The organism is Pectobacterium versatile (genome assembly GCF_003932035.1).
Taxonomy (GTDB): domain Bacteria; phylum Pseudomonadota; class Gammaproteobacteria; order Enterobacterales; family Enterobacteriaceae; genus Pectobacterium; species Pectobacterium versatile.
Genome location: NZ_CP034276.1, coordinates 3,538,417 through 3,556,639 on the forward strand (window position 1 = coordinate 3,538,417; position 18,223 = coordinate 3,556,639).

An 18,223-nucleotide genomic window follows, 5' to 3' on the forward strand; every position below is an offset into this window, starting at 1 on the left:
TATAGAGGGATTGTCGTCGCATCTTCAATGCGGGGCATCCCCATCGGGTTCAGGAATCGTGAATTAGGCGGGTAACGGCATACCGTCACGCCGTCAGAGTTACTTATCCACCAGATTGACAGTAATACGCTGATTTTCGTCCATCATGGAGGCTTTCGCGCGGATCTTGGCTTCTAACTGATCGATCATCTGTTCGTTATCGAAGCGCTCTCTCTGCCGCACGCCGTCTTCATAGAAGCCGCTCTTGTTGTGTCCACCCGTAACACCAATCGTCGACACCAGCGCTTCACCGGGACCATTCACCACGCAGCCGATAATCGAAACATCCATCGGCGTGATGAGATCTTCCAGCCGTTGTTCCAGCGCATTCACCGTACCGATCACGTCAAATTCCTGACGAGAGCAGGTCGGGCAAGCAATGAAGTTGATCCCTCGAGCACGAATACGCAGCGATTTCAGGATATCGAAACCGACTTTCACTTCTTCAACTGGATCGGCAGCCAGCGAGATACGCAGCGTGTCGCCAATACCTTCAGACAGCAGTAGACCGAGGCCGATAGCCGATTTCACCGCACCGCTACGTGCACCGCCCGCTTCGGTAATACCGAGGTGCAGTGGCTGATCGATACGCGCAGCCAGCAGACGATAGGATTGCACCGCGAGAAAAACATCCGACGCTTTGACGCTGACTTTAAACTGATCGAAGTTCAGGCGGTCGAGGATATCGACATGGCGCATTGCCGATTCGAGCAGCGCTTCCGGCGTTGGCTCACCGTATTTTTCCTGCAAATCTTTTTCCAACGAGCCACCGTTAACACCAATGCGGATCGGGATATTATTGTAACGCGCACAGTCGACAACCGAGCGAATGCGCTCTTCGTTACCAATATTGCCGGGGTTGATGCGCAGACAGTCGACACCGTATTCCGCGACTTTCAGTGCGATGCGGTAGTCAAAATGGATGTCGGCGACGAGCGGGACATTCACCTGCTGTTTAATAAGCTTAAAAGCTTCCGCCGCGTCCATGGTTGGCACGGAGACGCGGACGATATCGACGCCAACACGTTCCAACGCTCTGATTTGGTTAACGGTAGCTTCAACGTCGGTGGTTCGGGTGTTGGTCATGGATTGCACCGCAATCGGCGCACCATCACCAACAGGCACCTTGCCGACGTAAATCCTTGTTGATTTTCGGCGGGTTATGGGTGCAGCGTTATGCATTACTTCATCTCCAACATTGCAGTCTTACCTGAACAACACGTTATTCTGCGGTCAGCGTCAGACGTGCAACCTGACTGCTACGCACAAATTGGCTTAAATCGACCGGCTTACCTTGAAATTGAATCTGTACCGCAGCAGGCGCACCAATTTTAAGTTTATAGGGTGACTGACCATCCAGATTCAGTGTGCCGCCATTACGCTGCATACCGCTGAACAGTTTCTTACCGCTGGCATCTGTCACTTCCAGCCAGCAATCGGCCTTGAAGGTCATCACCAAGGCATGAGCCGCAGAGACCGGATTACTCTCCGCTACCGTACCCGCAGCGGGTGCAACGGCCCCAGCTCCCAACAGAACATTGCCCGCAGCTTGTGGCTGTGCGGCGTTCGCGTGTGTAGGAGATTGGCTGGACGGTGCAGTTGCAGAAGCTGGCGTTGAAGGTGTCGCCGCGACAGTAGCAGAAAGATCAACTTGCGTAGAAGGTGCCACTACAGAGTCTGGCGTCGCCGTTTCCTGCGCTGCGCTGTTGTCGATCAGTGGAACGGACTGCCCTTCTGTCTGTACCTGCATCGAACTGGCGTGATCAACCATGCTATTGATTTCCGCCTGCTGAGCCTGATGGTTTTGCCACCACCATGCGCCCGTTAGCCCCAGAACAACCAGCACGACCAACCAGGTGATTGTCATCAACCAGCCATCACGCTTTTTGCGGCTTTTTTTGAGCGAAAAACTCTGCATCGGCGAGACTGAGATCGTTTTAGGGATGGCCTGCTTATCTACGATGGGAAGCAGTTCATCTTCGGGTAAATGAACCAACTTGGCATAAGAGCGGATATAGCCGCGCAGAAAGGTCGGCGCTAAATCGGCAGGCGTCGTCCCGTCTTCAATATCGCGAACGGTGGTGACTTTAAGGCACAAACGCTCAGCAATAGTTTGCTGAGTCAGCCCAAGGCGTTCACGCGCCTCACGCAGACGTTCACCGGGTAGTTTTGCTTCTGTTTTATCTTGGGTGGCTTCAGTATTCATTAGCTAAGAAATGCTGGTACTGTTTAGATTGTGGAAAACTTCGCGCCAGCACGTTGCCATAACGTTCTTTATCGCCATCATGGCCCGCTAACGCGGCGAAACGAATCTGTAACCATAAGCTTTCGGCACTGGCCGGAAGAATATGCTGGTAAATATCAAGCAGCAGCTGCGCTTGCTCATTTTTCCCGGCAGCAAACTGTTGGTTTGCTTCCGTCAGCAAAGCACTGCCTTTCGTCGGGTCATACTTCAGCGCCCGACTCAATAAATTGCGTGCGTCTTCAGTCTGTCCGGCATTGAAAAAGCAGTATCCTGCATTTTCCAACGCATCAGCAACCTGACTGTAATCAGGAAGTTGTGCAGCCGCACTAAACTGTCGCTGAGCCGCTACATACTGCCCTAAACTACACAGAAACGCACCGTAATTATTCATGACGCTGCCATTTTCCGGCGCCATGTTCAACACATGCTGATAACGCTGTTCAGCCAGACGATTTTCACCTATCCGCTGCTCGTAAAGCGCCATCCCCAATTGTGTTCGATAATCCTGCGGAGCCATCGCTACCGCCTTCTCAAGATTCTGCCGAGCCGAATCCAGGTTATTGTGCGCCAGATAGGTCAACCCTAGCTGCAAGCGGGTTTGGGCGACCGCGGGATTTGTCGTCTCCTGAGGCGATTTCACACACCCCGCTAGCAACAGCAGCGCAAACAAGCCACTCAGCCAATACGTTCCCTGTAATAAAAAAAGTCCCTGTGATAGTGGCTTTGCCATCCCTGTTCCCTCGCCTTGCCGTCTTTGTCAGACATCCTGACCAGCGAGGTTACCTGAATATAACTAGAGTGACAGTCAGACCTAACAACAACGCGGCGCGCCTCGCAATTTGCTCGCTTTTGCCCTGCAAATTACCTCAGCGAACGACATCGGGTTAACGCTTCCGCATTAACCCGCGCCCATTTGATATCAGACTGCTTTCACCGCGATAGGTTCACCGGCCATTTTCTTCTTCAGCGTACGTTTGGTTCTGTCTACGACTTCACCAGCCAACTGACCGCAGGCAGCATCAATGTCATCCCCACGGGTCTTACGTACGATCGTCGTGAAGCCATACTCCATCAGTACCTTGGAGAAACGGTCAACGCGGCTGTTTGAGCTGCGGCCATACGGCGCGCCCGGGAACGGGTTCCACGGAATCAGGTTGATCTTGCACGGCGTATCTTTCAGGCATTCCGCCAGTTGATGCGCGTGCTCGGTGCCATCATTGATATGATCCAACATCACATACTCAACGGTAACACGTCCCTGATTCGCATTGGATTTTTCCAGATAGCGACGTACCGCGCTCAGGAACATCTCAATATTGTACTTTTTGTTGATCGGCATGATTTCGTTGCGGATGTCGTCAGTCGGCGCATGCAGAGAAATCGCCAGCGCGACATCGATCATATCGCCCAATTTATCCAACGCAGGCACTACGCCTGACGTAGACAGCGTCACACGACGCTTGGATAAACCAAAGCCGAAGTCATCCAGCATGATTTCCATCGCCGGCACCACGTTAGTCAGGTTCAGCAACGGTTCGCCCATGCCCATCATCACGACGTTGGTGATCGGGCGCTGACCGGTGACTTTAAACGCACCGATGATCTTCGCCGCACGCCACACCTGACCGATGATTTCCGATACGCGCAGGTTGCGGTTAAAGCCCTGCTGCGCCGTTGAACAGAATTTGCACTCCAGCGCACAGCCTACCTGAGACGATACACACAGCGTGGCGCGATCTTCTTCTGGAATATAAACCGTTTCAACCCGTTGACCGCCCACCAGAATCGCCCACTTGATGGTGCCGTCGGAAGATCGCTGCTCGTCCACCACTTCAGGGGCGCGAATTTCAGCGATCTCCTGCAATTTGGTGCGGAAGACTTTGTTAATATCCGTCATCTGGTTGAAGTCATCACAGCAGTAGTGATACATCCACTTCATGACCTGATCGGCGCGGAACGGTTTCTCTCCCATCGACATGAAGAGGTCACGCATTTGCTGGCGGTTAAGATCCAACAGATTGATTTTTTCCGCACTGGCTTTGACGGATTGAGAGGCATCAGCGGACGCCGGAGTGAATTCGGACACAGTTTGCTCGGATACGGTAGTTTTAGATGCGGTAGTGTTAGATGCCGTCGTTTCAGACACGACGGTTTCAGACGCGATTTGCTTAGACATTGTCAATCCTGGCCTCGTTATTACACGTTATGGCACTAAAAGAAGGTTGAATTCGATGGTAATGACCAAAGAAACGCCCCGGACAAGTGCAGGCTCATCCGGGGCGCAGCATTGTACAAATTTTAAAACAGGTAAGCTACCATCACCGCTTTTTTTCTGTGTCATTGCTTCGGTGTCGCACACTAACGCAACAAAAAGGAAGCAACATCACAGGCTGACCTGTTATCACGCACAAAAATTTATCGTGCGTAACCTTATTTCATTTACGCACGATTTCATTTACGCACGCGGGCAGATTTCGTCATCGCTGAAGAAATAAGCAATTTCACGCTGAGCAGATTCGATAGAGTCAGAACCATGTACCGCGTTCGCCGTGAAGCTGTCCGCGTAATCAGCACGCAGCGTTCCCGCCAATGCGTTTGCTGGGTTGGTGGCACCCATAATGTCGCGGTTACGTTGAACGGCGTTTTCACCTTCCAGCGCCTGCACCATGATCGGGCCAGACATCATGAATTCGACCAGGCCATCAAAGAACGGCTTGCCTTTATGCTCAGCGTAAAAGCCTTCCGCTTGCTCACGGTTCAGGCGCAGCATTTTAGCAGCAACAATGGTAAAACCAGCGCTTTCAAAGCGTGCGTAAATCGCACCGATGGCATTTTTAGCAACCGCATTAGGTTTTACGATGGAGAAGGTACGTTCTATCGTCATATTGACCTCATTAACTAAACTGTCAGATTACAGCCGGATTATAAGAATTGTATCAACCCTAAATAATTCGAGTTGCAGGCAGGCGGCAACCGCAGGACAAATTCGTCAGGAACGAATTTGACCAGCCACCGGCTGGCCTTCGGTGAGAGACAGGATGTCTCTCATTTCATCCCCGGGAGCTTACACCAGTAAGTGACTGGGGTGAGTAAGAGAAGCCAACGCACATGCAGCTTGAAGTATGACGGGTATACCCGGCCAGTGAAAGTGGCGCAGATTATAAGGGTAGCGGCCTTTGTTGCCTACCAAGGAGGTAACATTTTATTAAAAAAAATATTACCTCTCACCCTCTCTTCATTAACGATTACGCCTCGTGCTTTTTCGCTTCCCACCGCTCAGTACTGGATGTAACAAATCATCGGCGATCACAGTTCTGAAGGTTACTTGTAACGTTATAGGTTATTTGTTTTTAAAACAATAAGATAACTGGAATCTCTTTGTCATTCACTGCTAGCCTTGCTGCTGTACCCACCATAATGGCCAGTAAGAGGGCTGATAATGAAAAGAGCGGTCAATGCATTGCAAAATTTCGGCAAGTCCCTGTATGGGCCGGTGCTGATACTCCCGATTGTCGGGTTATTCATCGCATTTGGGAATGTGTTCGGTAACGGCAATTTAGCGGGCTACGTCCCTTTACTTAATCACCCCTTGATTCAGGATTTTGGTCAACTGGTTTCCAAATCTGCCGTGGCGATTCTGGCTAATTTGGCGCTGGTGTTCGCCGTCGGGATTCCGATCGGACTAGCAAAGCGCGATAAGGGCTACGCTGCGCTGATTGGTCTGGTGATGTTTATCATCTTCATTAATGCCATGAACATCACGCTGCAATTGCAGGGCAAGCTCGTGCCTGCCGCAGAAATGCGCCCTGCCGGGCAAGGCATGGTGCTGGGCGTTCAGGTGCTGGAAATGGGCGTTTTCGCGGGTATCCTGATCGGTGGATTCGCAGGCTATTTGTATAACCGCTATTCCAGTAAACAGTTTAACGGCGTGATGGCGATCTATTCCGGCCACTGCTTCGTCGCCATTCTGGTGATTCCGCTGGCGATTGCGCTGGGCTTTGCGATGAGCACCCTGTGGCCGTTTGCTCAGCACGGCATTACCTGGCTAGCCTTCGCTATCAAAGGTGCGGGCCCTGTTGGCATCGCGATATATGGCTTTCTCGAACGCGTGCTGATCCCCACTGGGCTGCATCATCTGGTCTATACCCCGTTCCTGTACACCGAACTGGGCGGAACCGCAGAGGTATGCGGCAAGCTGTATCAGGGCGCACGCAACATCTATTTTGCCGAAATGGCCTGTCAGGACGTCAAACAGCTGAGTTCCACCGTGGTCTGGGATGCGCGCGGTATCAGTAAAATGTTTGGTCTGACGGCCGCTGCGCTGGCGATGTACGTGACAGCAAAGCCAGAAAAACGGCTGGCCGCCAAAGCCATTCTGATTCCAGCCGCTTTTACCTCTTTCTTACTGGGCGTCACCGAACCGCTGGAGTTTTCCTTCCTGTTCGTCGCACCCATGCTGTTTGCCGTCCACGCCGTACTGACTGGTATAGGGATGATGCTGTTCTCCATCATGGGCGTGCATGCGATTGGTGCCAACGGCGTCATCGACTTCTTGCTTTATAACCTGCCGCTGGGCATCGAGAAATCCAACTGGCCGATGTACATCGTGGTTGGGCTGACTATGTCGGTGATTTACTTCTTCGTCTTCCGCTTCCTGATTCTGTACTTCGACATGCCAACACCAGGGCGTGAAATCGATGAGGAAGAGACGCGGCTTTATTCCAAAACCGAATATCAGTCCAAAACAGAGAATCAGGCAAAAACGCAGGACGCGGCGAAAGGCGATGCCCAACTTGTGGGTGCCACCATCATCGCCGGGTTGGGTGGTAAGCCCAATATCGAAGTGGTGGATAACTGCTACACCCGCCTGCGGGTCACGCTCATCGACCCCGCTTTGGTAGACGAACAACAGCTTAAGAACACCGGTGCGAAAGCCGTTATCCGACAGGGTAACAACGTACAGGTGGTTTACGGACTTCACGTCAAAACTATACGCGAAGCAGTTGAAAACGCGCTTTAACAGGAGACTGACCATGACGACCCCCCCATTTATTCTGACAATTGCTGGTGGCGGCAGCACCTATACCCCGGGCATCGTAAAAAGTCTGATGGTGCGTCTTGCGGATTTCCCGCTGGCAGAGATTCGTTTATATGACATCGACGGCCCGCGGCAGGACATCATCGCACCAGTGGTGGAAAAGGTGATTCGCGACCACAGTGACAGCATTGTCTTTACCGTCACAACCGACGCAGAAACCGCATTTACCGGCGCTCACTTTGTCTTTGCCCAGATGCGCGTCGGCCAGTACAAAATGCGCGAGCAGGATGAAAAAATCCCACTACGCCACGGCGTCGTCGGGCAGGAAACCTGTGGCCCCGGCGGGCTGGCCTACGGCCTGCGTACTATTCTGCCAATGGCCGAATTGATCGATCTGGTTGAGCGCTATGCTCATAAAGAAGCGTGGATCGTCAATTACTCCAACCCTGCCGCGATTGTTGCCGAAGGCGTTCGTCGTCTGCGTCCTAACGCCCGCGTGTTGAATATCTGCGACATGCCGGTTGCCGCGATGCGTAACATCGCCGCCGTGCTGGGCGTCGATCGTCACGACATCACCGTGGACTATTTCGGGCTGAATCACTTTGGCTGGTTTACCCGCGTGCTGGTCGACGGTGTCGATCGTATGCCAGAACTGCGCGAACACATCGCCCGCTACGGCCTGTTGACCGCCGATGCCGCCGATACCGATCCGCAGCACGCCGATCCGTCATGGGTGAAAACCTGGCGCAACATCAAACCGATCATGGATCATTTCCCGGAATTCGTGCCGAATCCATATTTGCAGTACTACCTGATGCCGAACCAGATCGTTGAGCATCAGGATCCTGACTACACGCGCGCCAATGAAGTGATGGACGGGCGTGAGAAGAAGCTGTTTGCGGCGGCGGCCAGCTACAAGGAAACCGGTATTCTGTCGGATGCGTTCCACGTTGGCGTGCACGGCTCGTTCATCGTTGATGTCGCCTGCTCGCTGGCGTTCGATCTCCGTCAGCGCCATCTGGTCATCGTCGAAAACCAAGGCGCTATCGCCAATCTGCCTTACGATGCGATGGTGGAAGTCCCGGCTTATATCACCGCCCAAGGGCCAGAGCCCGTGCGGATGGGGAATGTTCCGCAGTTCCATCGCGCCTTGCTGGAGCAGCAGTTAGCGTCCGAACAATTACTGGTTGAAGCCACGCTGGAAGGCAGCTACGAGAAGGCCTTGCAGGCATTTACCCTGAACCGTACCGTGCCAACCATGCAGCACGCCAAAGCCATTCTGGACGAGATGATTGAAGCCAATCAGGATTACTGGCCGCAATTAAAACAAGCATATAGAGACGGTATCGCCCAATAATCCGCTACTTGTCGGATTAGGGAAAATCGCTGACAATGAATCTATCATTGCACATCAATGATAGATTCGGGGTCGAATTCGTCGGCCCCAACGTGGAGGATCTATGTCAGCATCGTCTTCTGATTTGCCCGTTTCTCATGAACGGTTTGTCTCCGCAGACTGGCTTGCCAGCCACCTGAATGACAGCAGCATCACGCTCATCGATGCCCGCATGTTGCCTCCGGGCAACAGCACCCGTGATATTCACGCTGAATACCGCGCCGGTCATCTGCCTGGCGCGGTTTTTTTTGATATTGAAACGCTATCCGATCACAGCACCGACCTGCCACATATGATGCCAACGCGCGAAGACTTCGCACAAGCAATGGGCAAGTTGGGGATCGATAACCAGCAGCATCTGGTGATTTACGATGAAGGCAACCTCTTCTCCGCGCCGCGTGCGTGGTGGATGCTGCACACCTTCGGCGCGGCATCCCTTTCAATCCTGAGCGGTGGTCTGGCGGGCTGGACAGCACAGAACCTACCGCTGGAACAGGGCGATGTGACACCAAAGCCAACGACGTTCCACGCTACGCTGGATGAGAACGCCATTCGCTCACGCGATGACGTGCTTTCCATCTGTCGGGATAAATCAGAACAGATTGTCGATGCCCGCCCCGCTCCGCGTTTTAATGCTGAAGTGGATGAGCCGCGCCCCGGCCTGCATCGCGGCCATATTCCCAACAGCCTGAACGTGCCGTGGACCGATTTAGTGAGCCATGGTGCGCTAAAACCCAATGCCGAACTGGCAACCATTCTTCATAAGCACGGCGTGGATTTCACTCGTCCCATCGTCGCCAGCTGCGGCTCCGGCGTAACGGCATCTGTCGTCGTGCTGGCGCTGACGCAGTTAAATGTCCCGAATGTGACGCTGTACGATGGTTCGTGGAGCGATTGGGGTAGCCGCGATGATGTCCCCATTGCGCGTGATTAATCTCGCTCGGTGTTTTAGCGCCTGTTGGTCAGGAGTCGTAGGTGGATAATCGGCTGGCATCCTTAATGCAGCACGGTCAGGCGCTGACGCGCGCGGAATACCGCGTGCTGGCTTTTATCGCCGAGCATTCATCACTGATAGGCAAAATCACGGTGCGGGAGCTGGCGCAGAAGACGTATGTGTCCACGGCGACGATCATGCGGCTATGCCAGAAAATCGGCTTTAGCGGCTACAGTGAATTCATTTATCACTGCAAAACGCTGCTCACGGATAATCCGCGTCTTGCCCCCTCACCTGTCGTTACGCCCAATGACGCTTCGCTTCCTGATGCTTTCCAGCATTTTATCGACAATTATCAGCGCACGTTTGCCTACATTAGCCATCAGGATAGAGCCGCTTTCAGCGCTATCCTGCGGCAGGAAAGCCACTTTTTCCTCTATGGCGCAGGGTTTTCTCATCTGTTTGCCGAATATTTGGCGAAGAAACTGCAGGTGCTGGGGAAAGATGCCTTCTCCTCTGGGTTAGGAGACAGCCGAGGCATTTTTCTCAATAACGCGCCGAAATATCAGGTGTTTATCGCCATCTCCCGCAGTGGGGAAACCGAGCAGGTGTTGGATAAGGCGCGTATCGCCAAAAACATTGGCATGAAGGTGATCGCATTTACCCGCGCGTCGTTGAATTCGTTAGGCGAGTTAGCCGATTTGCACTTCCGGCTCTACGATGATGCGGTTCACTATGCGGCGGAAGCCGGTGAGATTAGCTCATTCGAATCGAATCTGGTGATGCTGATCGATTTACTGCTGTTGCAGGCAACAGCGGAAAAATCGTAATCCGCCGTTGCCTGTATCAAACTTATATACCCTAAATAATTCGAGTTGCGTGGCAAAACGTTAACGTTTTGAACAACGCTATGCGTTGGCCCGTTAGGGCAAGGCTCATTTATAGCCTTGTAACGCGGCAACCGCACGAATCCCCAGGAACTTACACAGGTAAGTGACTGGGGTGAGTAAGGGCAGCCAACGCACAAGCAGCTTGAAGTATGACGGGTATCAGGCGTTGCCAGTGGCCTTAAACTCCCTAAGGAAACTCCCCCACTTGCGCTCGTAAAACGGCGTGGTGTGCTTAATCATGTAGTGGCTGATGCCCGGTTCGCCTTCTTTCACCAGACACAGGTCAACAGGACGCTCGTCCGGCAACGTATCGCTGGCGACGCTGCCCGCTTCACGGATGATGGTTTCTTCATCCTGCTCGGCATCAATACCAATCAGCAGGTGCGGTTGCTCTTCACCCGGCTCCTGAATCTGCGCCAGAAACGCCCGTTTTACATGGCGATGTTTGGTAAACAGCTGCGTCAGGGAATCAATCATCTGTGCGGGCATCTCGGCTGGCTGGCTCAGTATGACCTGCATCTCTTCTTCAACAACGCGTTGCTGAACAAAGCCGTTACCTTCGCCAGACAGAATATGTTCAATTTCCTGTGGCAAAAACTCTTTGCCATACGGCAATTTAGGATTGAGGAACAGCGTGACGCCATGCGTCATTTCAAACAGCGAACGCGTCGGTAGCGCCAGAAAAGGCGCTTCTTCCGTAATCACGCTCTGTAATGCTTCCAGAGAAGAGAAGAAAGGAATAGCGGATGAGCCATCGTCTTTTTCCCAGTGTTGGATGTTCACATTACTGCCCGCGTGCAGCACCACCTCACCGGATTCATCCCCGTCATCGGTAGTGCCCAGCACAAACACCGTGGCTTCCATCAGTTCACTGAAAAACTCAGGACGATGCGCGGGTTCCGTTGCAGCCAGAATCAACACTTCTTCCAGTTTATTACGTGGCGAAAACTCCATACTTTCCTCAACATGATTACGTTAAAAACCGACGCTTTAAGACCTGAACCGACTATTTGGCGTTGCTCAGCAGGAGGTTAGCCAGCGTGCGTACGCCGAGCCCCGTTGCACCTGTCGCCCACTGCTCTACCGCGCCTTTACGGTACGTCGCGGAACAGTCAATGTGCAGCCAGCCCTGCTGGTAATTTTTCACAAAGTGCGACAGGAAAGCCGCTGCCGTGCTGGCACCAGCAGTGTGTGCACCACTGGCAATGTTGTTCAGATCCGCAAAGCTGGACGGCAGATGGCTGCGGTGGAACTCTTCCAACGGCAGACGCCAGAACGGTTCGTTTTCTTCTTTCGCACTTTCCTGCAATGCTGCCACCAGCTCATCATCGAAGCTGAACAGCGCGTGATAGTCATTGCCCAGTGCCGTTTTTGCCGCGCCCGTCAGCGTTGCGCAGTCGATGATCCACTGTGGATTCTGCTCAGAAGCATCGATCAGGCCATCCGCCAGCGCCAAACGCCCTTCCGCGTCGGTATTCATTACCTCAACCGTTTTACCGTTGCGGTAGCGAATGATGTCGCCCAGTCGGAATGCATTGCCACTCACCATGTTGTCCGCGCAGCACAGGTACAGCTTCACGCGCTGTTGCAAACCACGCGCCGCCGCCAGCGCCAGCGCGCCCGTCAGGGTGGCCGCACCGCCCATGTCCGATTTCATGGAATCCATAGAGCTGCTGGGTTTCAGGCTGTAGCCACCGGTATCAAACGTAATACCTTTACCTACCAGACAGGCGAGCACTGGCGCATCCGGGTTGCCCGTTGGGTTATAGTCCAGCGCCAGCAGCACCGGCTGACGTTCAGAGCCGCGGCCCACCGTGTGCAGACCGGCATAATTCTGTTCACGCAGATCTTCACCTTTGGTGATGCGGTAGCTAACGGCATCACAGGCTACGTCACACAGCAGATCGACTGCGCGGGTCGCCAGTTGCTCTGGCCCCAAATCCTCAGCAGGCAAGTTGATGGTGTCACGCACCCAGTCAACAATCTTCAGGCGAGCGTTCAGCTCTTTCTTGTCGGCGTCGTTCAGTTCCGCCCATTCAACCGTTCTTTGCCCTTTCGGCCCGCGATATCCCTGCCAGAATGCCCAGCTGTTTGCCAGATCCCAGCCTTCACCCGCTAACTTAACGTGTTTAATCCCCTGCCCATCAATTTTACGGGCAGCACGTTGGATCACCGCCAGTGCAGCTTTACCGTTCAGGGACGCCCCTGCATGAATGGTAAAACCCTGCTCATTCACACTCAGCGTCGCTTTTTCTCCCCAGCGCGCGTCAGCAGGTTGAGTGGAGAGTGAAATCAGCATGGTATTGTTCGTCATAGTGCTTCTCCGATAATAGGTATTCCTGCCACTTTTCATGTTTGCAGGTGATGTTCATATTTGCAGACATTCTGCTTATCAATGCGTGTTTATAAACACTCTCGCTTATAAATACCCGGTTTGCAGATAAATAAACGGTGCATCATGACATGCAAATGTTACGAATTTTGGCACGAAATAAAATGGGCCACCCAAGGCAGCCCGTCATAATGTTAGTCGGCTTCATCTAACCAGACCAGCAGGATCGCTTCCAGAATTTTTTCATTGGAAGCGTCCGGTCGATCGTCAAATTCATCCAGCTCGCAGATCCACTGGTGCATGTCCGTGAAACGCACGGTTTTCGGATCGAGATCGGGAAACTGGTCGTAAAGCGCTTCGCCGATAGCCCGGCTGTCTGTCCATTTTAATCCCATCGCGGTTTCTCCTTATTCAGATCAATGCTCGCGTGCATGGTTGATCGTGTAGCGCGGGATCTCGACAACCAAATCGTCCCCGGCAATACGCGCCTGACAGCCCAGACGGCTTTCCGGCTCCAGACCCCAGGCCTTATCCAGCATGTCGTCTTCTTCTTCCGTACTTTCCACCAACGAATCAAAGCCTTCGCGCACGATGCAGTGGCAAGTGGTGCAGGCACAGGATTTCTCGCAGGCGTGTTCAACATCAATACCGTTACGCAGGGCGACTTCCAAAATGCTTTCACCGCGTTCCGCTTCCAAAACCGCACCTTCAGGGCACAGATCCTGATGCGGTAAAAAAACTATTTTAGGCATGTTACACCTCATCCACAGAATGGCCTGCCAGCGCGCGACGGATAGAGGCATCCATGCGACGAGCGGCGAATTCCTGGGTTTGTTGATCGACTGTTTTAATCGCGGCTTCAATCGCCGCGGGATCGCTTCCCTGCATCATCGTATGCAGGTGTTCAGATGCCGCGACAATGATGCCTTTTTCGTCATGGCTCAATAATTCTGCGTCGGCCACCAGCGCACTTTGCAAGCTTTCCAGCACGCGTGCAGCCTCCACTTTTTGCTCTGCCAGCCGACGTGCGCCGACATCTTCCTTCGCATTCAGCATCGAGTCGGTGATCATCGTGGCAATTTCCGTATCGCTCAAACCGTATGACGGTTTAACCTGAATGGATGCCTCAACGCCCGTCGATTTCTCCATCGCCGTCACGCTCAGCAAGCCATCCGCATCGACCTGAAAGGTCACGCGAATGTGAGCCCCACCAGCAGGCAGCGGTGGCAAACCGCGCAGTGAGAAGCGCGCAAGCGAGCGGCAATCCGCCACCATTTCGCGCTCACCCTGCAAGACGTGGATCATCATGCCGCTCTGGCCATCTTTAAAGGTGGTGAATTCCTGTGCGCGGGCAACCGGGATCGTGGTATTGCGCGGAATGATTTTTTCCACCAGCCCGCCCATCGTCTCCAACCCCAGCGACAAGGGGATCACGTCAAGCAGCAGCATGTCGCTGTCTGGCTTGTTGCCCACCAGAATATCTGCCTGAATCGCCGCGCCGATAGCCACAACCTTGTCTGGATCGATCGACGTCAGCGGCGAGCGGCCAAAAAACGTTCCCACCTGCCCGCGCACCAGCGGAACACGCGTCGATCCGCCCACCATCACGACTTCCAGCACGTCTTCTGCCGTCAGCCCTGCATCTTTCAACGTACGACGGCAGGACAACAGTGTGCGCTTCACCAGCGGAGCAATCAGCGCATCAAGCTGTTCACGGGTGATATCGCCCTGCCAACCCGCGACATCCACGCGTACCGTCTCAGCGCTGCTTAGCGCAATCTTGGCTTTCACCGCCGCATCACGAAAGGCATGATCCAACTGGCGATCGTCGCGATCGTGAATGCCCGCCTGCTCACGCAACCACTCCGCCAGCAGATGATCGAAATCATCACCGCCCAGCGCAGAATCGCCGCCCGTCGCCAGCACTTCAAAGACGCCACGGCTCAGGCGCAGAATGGAAATATCAAAGGTACCGCCGCCCAGATCGTAAATGGCGATCACACCCTCTTTACCGGAATCCAGCCCGTAGGCAATCGCGGCCGCGGTCGGCTCGTTCAGTAGGCGTAAGACGTGTAGCCCAGCCAGACGTGCCGCATCTTTGGTGCCCTGACGCTGTGCGTCATCGAAATAGGCGGGAACGGTAATCACTACGCCATCAGGCACGCCGCCTAACGCCGCTTCCGCACGCGCAGCCAGCGCGGACAAAATATCCGCCGATACCTGTACAGGATTGAGGTTGCCAGCCGACGTCTGAATCAGCGGCAGGCCGTTATCGCTGGCATGAAAGCGATAGGGTAAATGCGGGTAACGCTGCTGAATATCGTCCAGAGAACGCCCCATCAGGCGTTTAACTGAACTGACGGTATTTTCCAGATCGTGGGCAGCATTGTCGCGCGCGTGCCAGCCGACGCTGTGACCATCGTGACGATAGTGGACAACCGACGGCAGCAGGTCGCGTCCGTCGCTATCCGCCAGCGTCTGCGCTTCGCCGCTGCGTACGGTAGCAACAAGAGAATGGGTCGTGCCTAAATCAATACCGACAGCCAGACGGCGCTGGTGCGGTGCGGCGCTAAGGCCGGGCTCACTAATTTGTAATAAGGCCATATTGAGCTTCCATCAATTGGCTGGCGAAAAAACCGATATGGTAATCACCATCGGGTTTCCCGCCGGATTAACCAGTTATCTGTCCAGCAATTGTTCTTCGAATTCTTCAACCTGTTGCTGGAGCTTGTCTAAAAAGCGTAGCTTGCGCACGGTATCCGCGGCGTCTGTCCACGTCTCATTATCGAGTTCATCACGCATATGCGAACGGCGCTTAGCGATCGTTGCCTGCAACCGCTCCGCGAAGGCCGTCAGCGCCTCATCCGCATCGGATCGCTGTGAGATCGTCTCCAACTCTTCACGCAGTTCCAGCTGTTCCATCAGGAATGCCGTGTCTTTCATCGTATGCTGTTCGTTGTTCACATCAAAACCGTGCAGCGACAGCATATACTCCGCGCGTTTCAGCGGATGCTTGAGCGCCTGATAGGCGTTATTGATCGTCGCCGCCTGCTGCACCGCCAGCATGCGCTCGCGCTCTGGGCTGGCCGCATAACGGTCTGGATGGAACTGCCGCTGCAAATCCTGAAAACGGGATGCAAGCAGGCCGCCATCCACATCATACCGAATGGGCAGCCCGAATAACGTAAAGTAATCCATAGTGGTACTCTGGGAGTTCTGGGTAGCAGCGCAGGCCATTAATCGATCGCACGCTCACTACCCAAGAGGGGTCAGACGTTGAAACTTTCGCCGCAACCACATTCGCCGGAAATGTTCGGATTATTGAACTTAAAGCCTTCGTTCAGCCCTTCTTTGACGAAATCCAATTCGGTTCCGTCAAGATAGACCAGACTTTTGCCGTCCACGATGACTTTGACGCCTTTGTCTTCAAAGACCGTATCACCGTCGTTCAAATCATCAACAAACTCCAGCACATACGCCATACCGGAACAGCCGGATGTGCGTACGCCAAGACGCAGCCCAAGGCCTTTGCCCCGGTTTGCGATGAAAGCGCTCACGCGTTGTGCCGCACTTTCGCTCAGAGAAATCGACATACTGTTACCTCGATCGTTCGCCACCTCGACGGAATCAGGCACCGAGAGAAACGGTGCCCCGACGAGTTCAGCCGCAGAGATTACTGCGCGTCGCGTTTACTTTTGTAATCCGCAATCGCTGCCTTGATAGCGTCTTCCGCCAGAATGGAGCAGTGAATCTTCACTGGCGGTAGCTCAAGCTCTTCGGCAATCTGCGTGTTCTTAATCGCTTCAGCTTCATTCAGCGATTTGCCTTTTACCCACTCGGTGACCAGCGAGCTGGAGGCAATGGCAGAACCACAACCGTATGTCTTGAAGCGGGCATCTTCGATGATACCCTCATTGTTGACTTTTATCTGCAACTTCATCACATCGCCGCACGCTGGCGCGCCGACCATGCCGCTGCCGATAGACGGATCGGCGTTGTCAAACGAACCCACATTGCGTGGATTTTCATAGTGATCAATTACTTTTTCGCTGTAAGCCATGATAGTCGTCCCCGCTCTGGTGAATTAATGATGCGCCCACTCGATGCTGCTGATATCCACGCCCTGCTTGAACATTTCCCACAGCGGAGAAAGATCGCGCAGACGACCGATGGATTTACGCACCAACTCGATGGTGTAGTCGATCTCTTCTTCGGTGGTAAAACGCCCCAGCGAGAAACGGATCGAGCTATGCGCCAGCTCATCATTCATGCCCAGCGCACGTAACACGTAGGAGGGCTCCAGACTGGCCGACGTACAGGCAGAACCGGACGATACCGCCAAATCCTTGAGCGCCATAATCAGCGATTCACCTTCAACATAGTTGAAGCTGACGTTCAGGATATTGGGGACGCCCTGCTCGATGTCACCATTCAGGTAGACTTCTTCAATATCATTAATACCGTTCCACAGACGATCGCGCAGCGCACGCAGGCGATCCATTTCTGCAGTCATCTCTTCTTTTGCGATGCGGTAGGCTTCACCCATACCGACAATTTGGTGCACAGGCAAAGTGCCAGAACGCATACCGCGCTCATGGCCGCCGCCGTGCATCTGCGCTTCGAGACGAATACGGGGTTTACGACGAACATACAGTGCCCCGATCCCTTTCGGCCCATAGATTTTATGGCCGGAGAAAGACATCAGATCCACTTTTAACTGGTTGAGATCGATAGGCAGCTTGCCTACGCTCTGCGTGGCATCAACATGGAACACGATGCCCCGGCTACGGCACATTTCACCGATAGCAGCGATATCCTGCACAACGCCGATTTCATTGTTGACGTGCATGATGGAAACCAGAATGGTGTCCTCACGCATTGCCGCTTCGAGTTCAGCCAGATCGATAATGCCGTTGCGCTGCGGGGCTAGATAAGTCACCTCAAAGCCTTCGCGTTCGAGTTGACGACAGGTATCCAGCACGGCTTTGTGTTCGGTCTTACTGGTGATGATGTGCTTACCCTTCTTCTGATAGAAGTTGGCAACACCTTTAATTGCGAGGTTATCGGCTTCGGTCGCGCCTGACGTGAAGACGATCTCACGTGGGTCGGCACCAACCAGTTCAGCAATTTGGTTACGGGCGATATCAACCGCCTCTTCCGCCTGCCAGCCAAAACGGTGGGAACGGGAAGCCGGGTTACCGAACGTACCGTCCAACGTCAAACACTGCATCATTTTCTCAGCGACGCGCGGGTCAACCGGCGTGGTAGCTGAATAATCGAGATAGATAGGTAACTTCATTGCTCATAAACTCCGTACATCACTTCAAAACGTACAATGCGTTTTGTTTT

At 53.6% G+C, this 18,223-nt stretch carries 18 protein-coding genes; 4 read left to right on the forward strand and 14 right to left on the reverse strand.

What is annotated here, in order from left to right:
- Positions 1-99: 99 nt before the first annotated feature.
- The 5 genes from ispG to ndk form a co-directional block, all read right to left on the reverse strand.
- Positions 100-1,221, reverse strand: coding sequence for a flavodoxin-dependent (E)-4-hydroxy-3-methylbut-2-enyl-diphosphate synthase (ispG, locus tag EIP93_RS16090; protein WP_039274788.1), 1,122 nt, complete (start codon positions 1,219-1,221; stop codon positions 100-102).
- Between the two features lie 40 nt (positions 1,222-1,261).
- On the reverse strand, positions 1,262-2,245 hold the full coding sequence (gene rodZ, locus EIP93_RS16095) for a cytoskeleton protein RodZ (protein WP_103971508.1): 984 nt from the start codon (positions 2,243-2,245) through the stop codon (positions 1,262-1,264).
- Positions 2,235-3,014, reverse strand: coding sequence for a type IV pilus biogenesis/stability protein PilW (pilW, locus tag EIP93_RS16100; RefSeq protein ID WP_103971507.1), 780 nt, complete (start codon positions 3,012-3,014; stop codon positions 2,235-2,237). Before pilW ends, rodZ begins: the two co-directional genes overlap by 11 nt.
- Before the next feature lie 189 nt (positions 3,015-3,203).
- Positions 3,204-4,460, reverse strand: coding sequence for a dual-specificity RNA methyltransferase RlmN (rlmN, locus tag EIP93_RS16105; RefSeq protein WP_219600596.1), 1,257 nt, complete (start codon positions 4,458-4,460; stop codon positions 3,204-3,206).
- Positions 4,461-4,739: 279 nt separating this feature from the next.
- Positions 4,740-5,168: a nucleoside-diphosphate kinase gene (gene ndk, locus EIP93_RS16110; RefSeq protein WP_048261474.1), complete on the reverse strand. Its 429-nt coding sequence runs from the start codon at positions 5,166-5,168 to the stop codon at positions 4,740-4,742.
- A 555-nt stretch (positions 5,169-5,723) separates the two neighbouring features.
- On the opposite strand from ndk, the gene EIP93_RS16115 reads away from it, so the two are divergent.
- From EIP93_RS16115 to EIP93_RS16130, 4 genes are all read left to right on the forward strand, one after another.
- Positions 5,724-7,304 carry a PTS transporter subunit EIIC gene (locus EIP93_RS16115; protein WP_105879447.1) on the forward strand — a complete coding sequence of 527 codons (1,581 nt, stop codon included), beginning with the start codon at positions 5,724-5,726 and terminating at the stop codon, positions 7,302-7,304.
- A 13-nt stretch (positions 7,305-7,317) separates the two neighbouring features.
- A complete protein-coding gene (locus tag EIP93_RS16120; RefSeq protein WP_103862538.1) occupies positions 7,318-8,679 on the forward strand; it encodes a 6-phospho-alpha-glucosidase in 1,362 nt (453 codons plus the stop codon).
- Positions 8,680-8,782: 103 nt separating this feature from the next.
- Positions 8,783-9,652 carry a 3-mercaptopyruvate sulfurtransferase gene (gene sseA / locus EIP93_RS16125; protein WP_125232967.1) on the forward strand — a complete coding sequence of 290 codons (870 nt, stop codon included), beginning with the start codon at positions 8,783-8,785 and terminating at the stop codon, positions 9,650-9,652.
- A 41-nt stretch (positions 9,653-9,693) separates the two neighbouring features.
- Complete coding sequence (locus EIP93_RS16130; RefSeq protein WP_039486092.1) at positions 9,694-10,482, forward strand: MurR/RpiR family transcriptional regulator; 789 nt, start codon at positions 9,694-9,696, stop codon at positions 10,480-10,482.
- Between the two features lie 219 nt (positions 10,483-10,701).
- On the opposite strand, the gene sseB is transcribed toward EIP93_RS16130, so the two are convergent.
- The 9 genes from sseB to EIP93_RS16175 form a co-directional block, all read right to left on the reverse strand.
- Complete coding sequence (sseB, locus tag EIP93_RS16135) at positions 10,702-11,496, reverse strand: enhanced serine sensitivity protein SseB (RefSeq protein WP_125232968.1); 795 nt, start codon at positions 11,494-11,496, stop codon at positions 10,702-10,704.
- Positions 11,497-11,548: 52 nt separating this feature from the next.
- Positions 11,549-12,856 carry an aminopeptidase PepB gene (pepB, locus tag EIP93_RS16140; protein ID WP_125232969.1) on the reverse strand — a complete coding sequence of 436 codons (1,308 nt, stop codon included), beginning with the start codon at positions 12,854-12,856 and terminating at the stop codon, positions 11,549-11,551.
- Positions 12,857-13,068: 212 nt separating this feature from the next.
- Entirely contained in the window at positions 13,069-13,269 is a 201-nt protein-coding gene (gene iscX / locus EIP93_RS16145; RefSeq protein ID WP_005970169.1) for a Fe-S cluster assembly protein IscX, read from the reverse strand.
- 21 nt (positions 13,270-13,290) lie between these two features.
- The gene (gene fdx / locus EIP93_RS16150; protein ID WP_039475101.1) at positions 13,291-13,626 is read right to left on the reverse strand and encodes an ISC system 2Fe-2S type ferredoxin; all 336 of its coding nucleotides are present in this window, start codon (positions 13,624-13,626) and stop codon (positions 13,291-13,293) included.
- Position 13,627: 1 nt separating this feature from the next.
- Positions 13,628-15,478 carry a Fe-S protein assembly chaperone HscA gene (hscA, locus tag EIP93_RS16155; protein WP_125232970.1) on the reverse strand — a complete coding sequence of 617 codons (1,851 nt, stop codon included), beginning with the start codon at positions 15,476-15,478 and terminating at the stop codon, positions 13,628-13,630.
- A gap of 75 nt (positions 15,479-15,553) precedes the next feature.
- A complete protein-coding gene (gene hscB / locus EIP93_RS16160) occupies positions 15,554-16,072 on the reverse strand; it encodes a co-chaperone HscB (RefSeq protein ID WP_125232971.1) in 519 nt (172 codons plus the stop codon).
- Between the two features lie 71 nt (positions 16,073-16,143).
- The gene (gene iscA, locus EIP93_RS16165) at positions 16,144-16,467 is read right to left on the reverse strand and encodes an iron-sulfur cluster assembly protein IscA (RefSeq protein ID WP_010307854.1); all 324 of its coding nucleotides are present in this window, start codon (positions 16,465-16,467) and stop codon (positions 16,144-16,146) included.
- Between the two features lie 80 nt (positions 16,468-16,547).
- Positions 16,548-16,934: a Fe-S cluster assembly scaffold IscU gene (iscU, locus tag EIP93_RS16170; RefSeq protein ID WP_005970177.1), complete on the reverse strand. Its 387-nt coding sequence runs from the start codon at positions 16,932-16,934 to the stop codon at positions 16,548-16,550.
- Between the two features lie 24 nt (positions 16,935-16,958).
- A complete protein-coding gene (locus tag EIP93_RS16175) occupies positions 16,959-18,173 on the reverse strand; it encodes an IscS subfamily cysteine desulfurase (protein WP_039503216.1) in 1,215 nt (404 codons plus the stop codon).
- Between the last annotated feature and the right edge of the window lie 50 nt (positions 18,174-18,223).

Bases quoted from the DNA above. Each gene is read 5' to 3' on its own strand.
- iscA (WP_010307854.1), bottom strand. From the start codon at position 16,467: ATGTCGATTTCTCTGAGCGAAAGTGCGGCACAACGCGTGAGCGCTTTC.
- rodZ (WP_103971508.1), bottom strand. From the start codon at position 2,245: ATGAATACTGAAGCCACCCAAGATAAAACAGAAGCAAAACTACCCGGT.
- EIP93_RS16175 (WP_039503216.1), bottom strand. From the start codon at position 18,173: ATGAAGTTACCTATCTATCTCGATTATTCAGCTACCACGCCGGTTGAC.
- hscB (WP_125232971.1), bottom strand. From the start codon at position 16,072: ATGGATTACTTTACGTTATTCGGGCTGCCCATTCGGTATGATGTGGAT.
- pilW (WP_103971507.1), bottom strand. From the start codon at position 3,014: ATGGCAAAGCCACTATCACAGGGACTTTTTTTATTACAGGGAACGTAT.
- EIP93_RS16115 (WP_105879447.1), top strand. From the start codon at position 5,724: ATGAAAAGAGCGGTCAATGCATTGCAAAATTTCGGCAAGTCCCTGTAT.
- rlmN (WP_219600596.1), bottom strand. From the start codon at position 4,460: ATGTCTAAGCAAATCGCGTCTGAAACCGTCGTGTCTGAAACGACGGCA.
- pepB (WP_125232969.1), bottom strand. From the start codon at position 12,856: ATGACGAACAATACCATGCTGATTTCACTCTCCACTCAACCTGCTGAC.
- fdx (WP_039475101.1), bottom strand. From the start codon at position 13,626: ATGCCTAAAATAGTTTTTTTACCGCATCAGGATCTGTGCCCTGAAGGT.
- iscU (WP_005970177.1), bottom strand. From the start codon at position 16,934: ATGGCTTACAGCGAAAAAGTAATTGATCACTATGAAAATCCACGCAAT.
- iscX (WP_005970169.1), bottom strand. From the start codon at position 13,269: ATGGGATTAAAATGGACAGACAGCCGGGCTATCGGCGAAGCGCTTTAC.
- hscA (WP_125232970.1), bottom strand. From the start codon at position 15,478: ATGGCCTTATTACAAATTAGTGAGCCCGGCCTTAGCGCCGCACCGCAC.
- sseB (WP_125232968.1), bottom strand. From the start codon at position 11,496: ATGGAGTTTTCGCCACGTAATAAACTGGAAGAAGTGTTGATTCTGGCT.
- EIP93_RS16120 (WP_103862538.1), top strand. From the start codon at position 7,318: ATGACGACCCCCCCATTTATTCTGACAATTGCTGGTGGCGGCAGCACC.
- sseA (WP_125232967.1), top strand. From the start codon at position 8,783: ATGTCAGCATCGTCTTCTGATTTGCCCGTTTCTCATGAACGGTTTGTC.
- ndk (WP_048261474.1), bottom strand. From the start codon at position 5,168: ATGACGATAGAACGTACCTTCTCCATCGTAAAACCTAATGCGGTTGCT.
- ispG (WP_039274788.1), bottom strand. From the start codon at position 1,221: ATGCATAACGCTGCACCCATAACCCGCCGAAAATCAACAAGGATTTAC.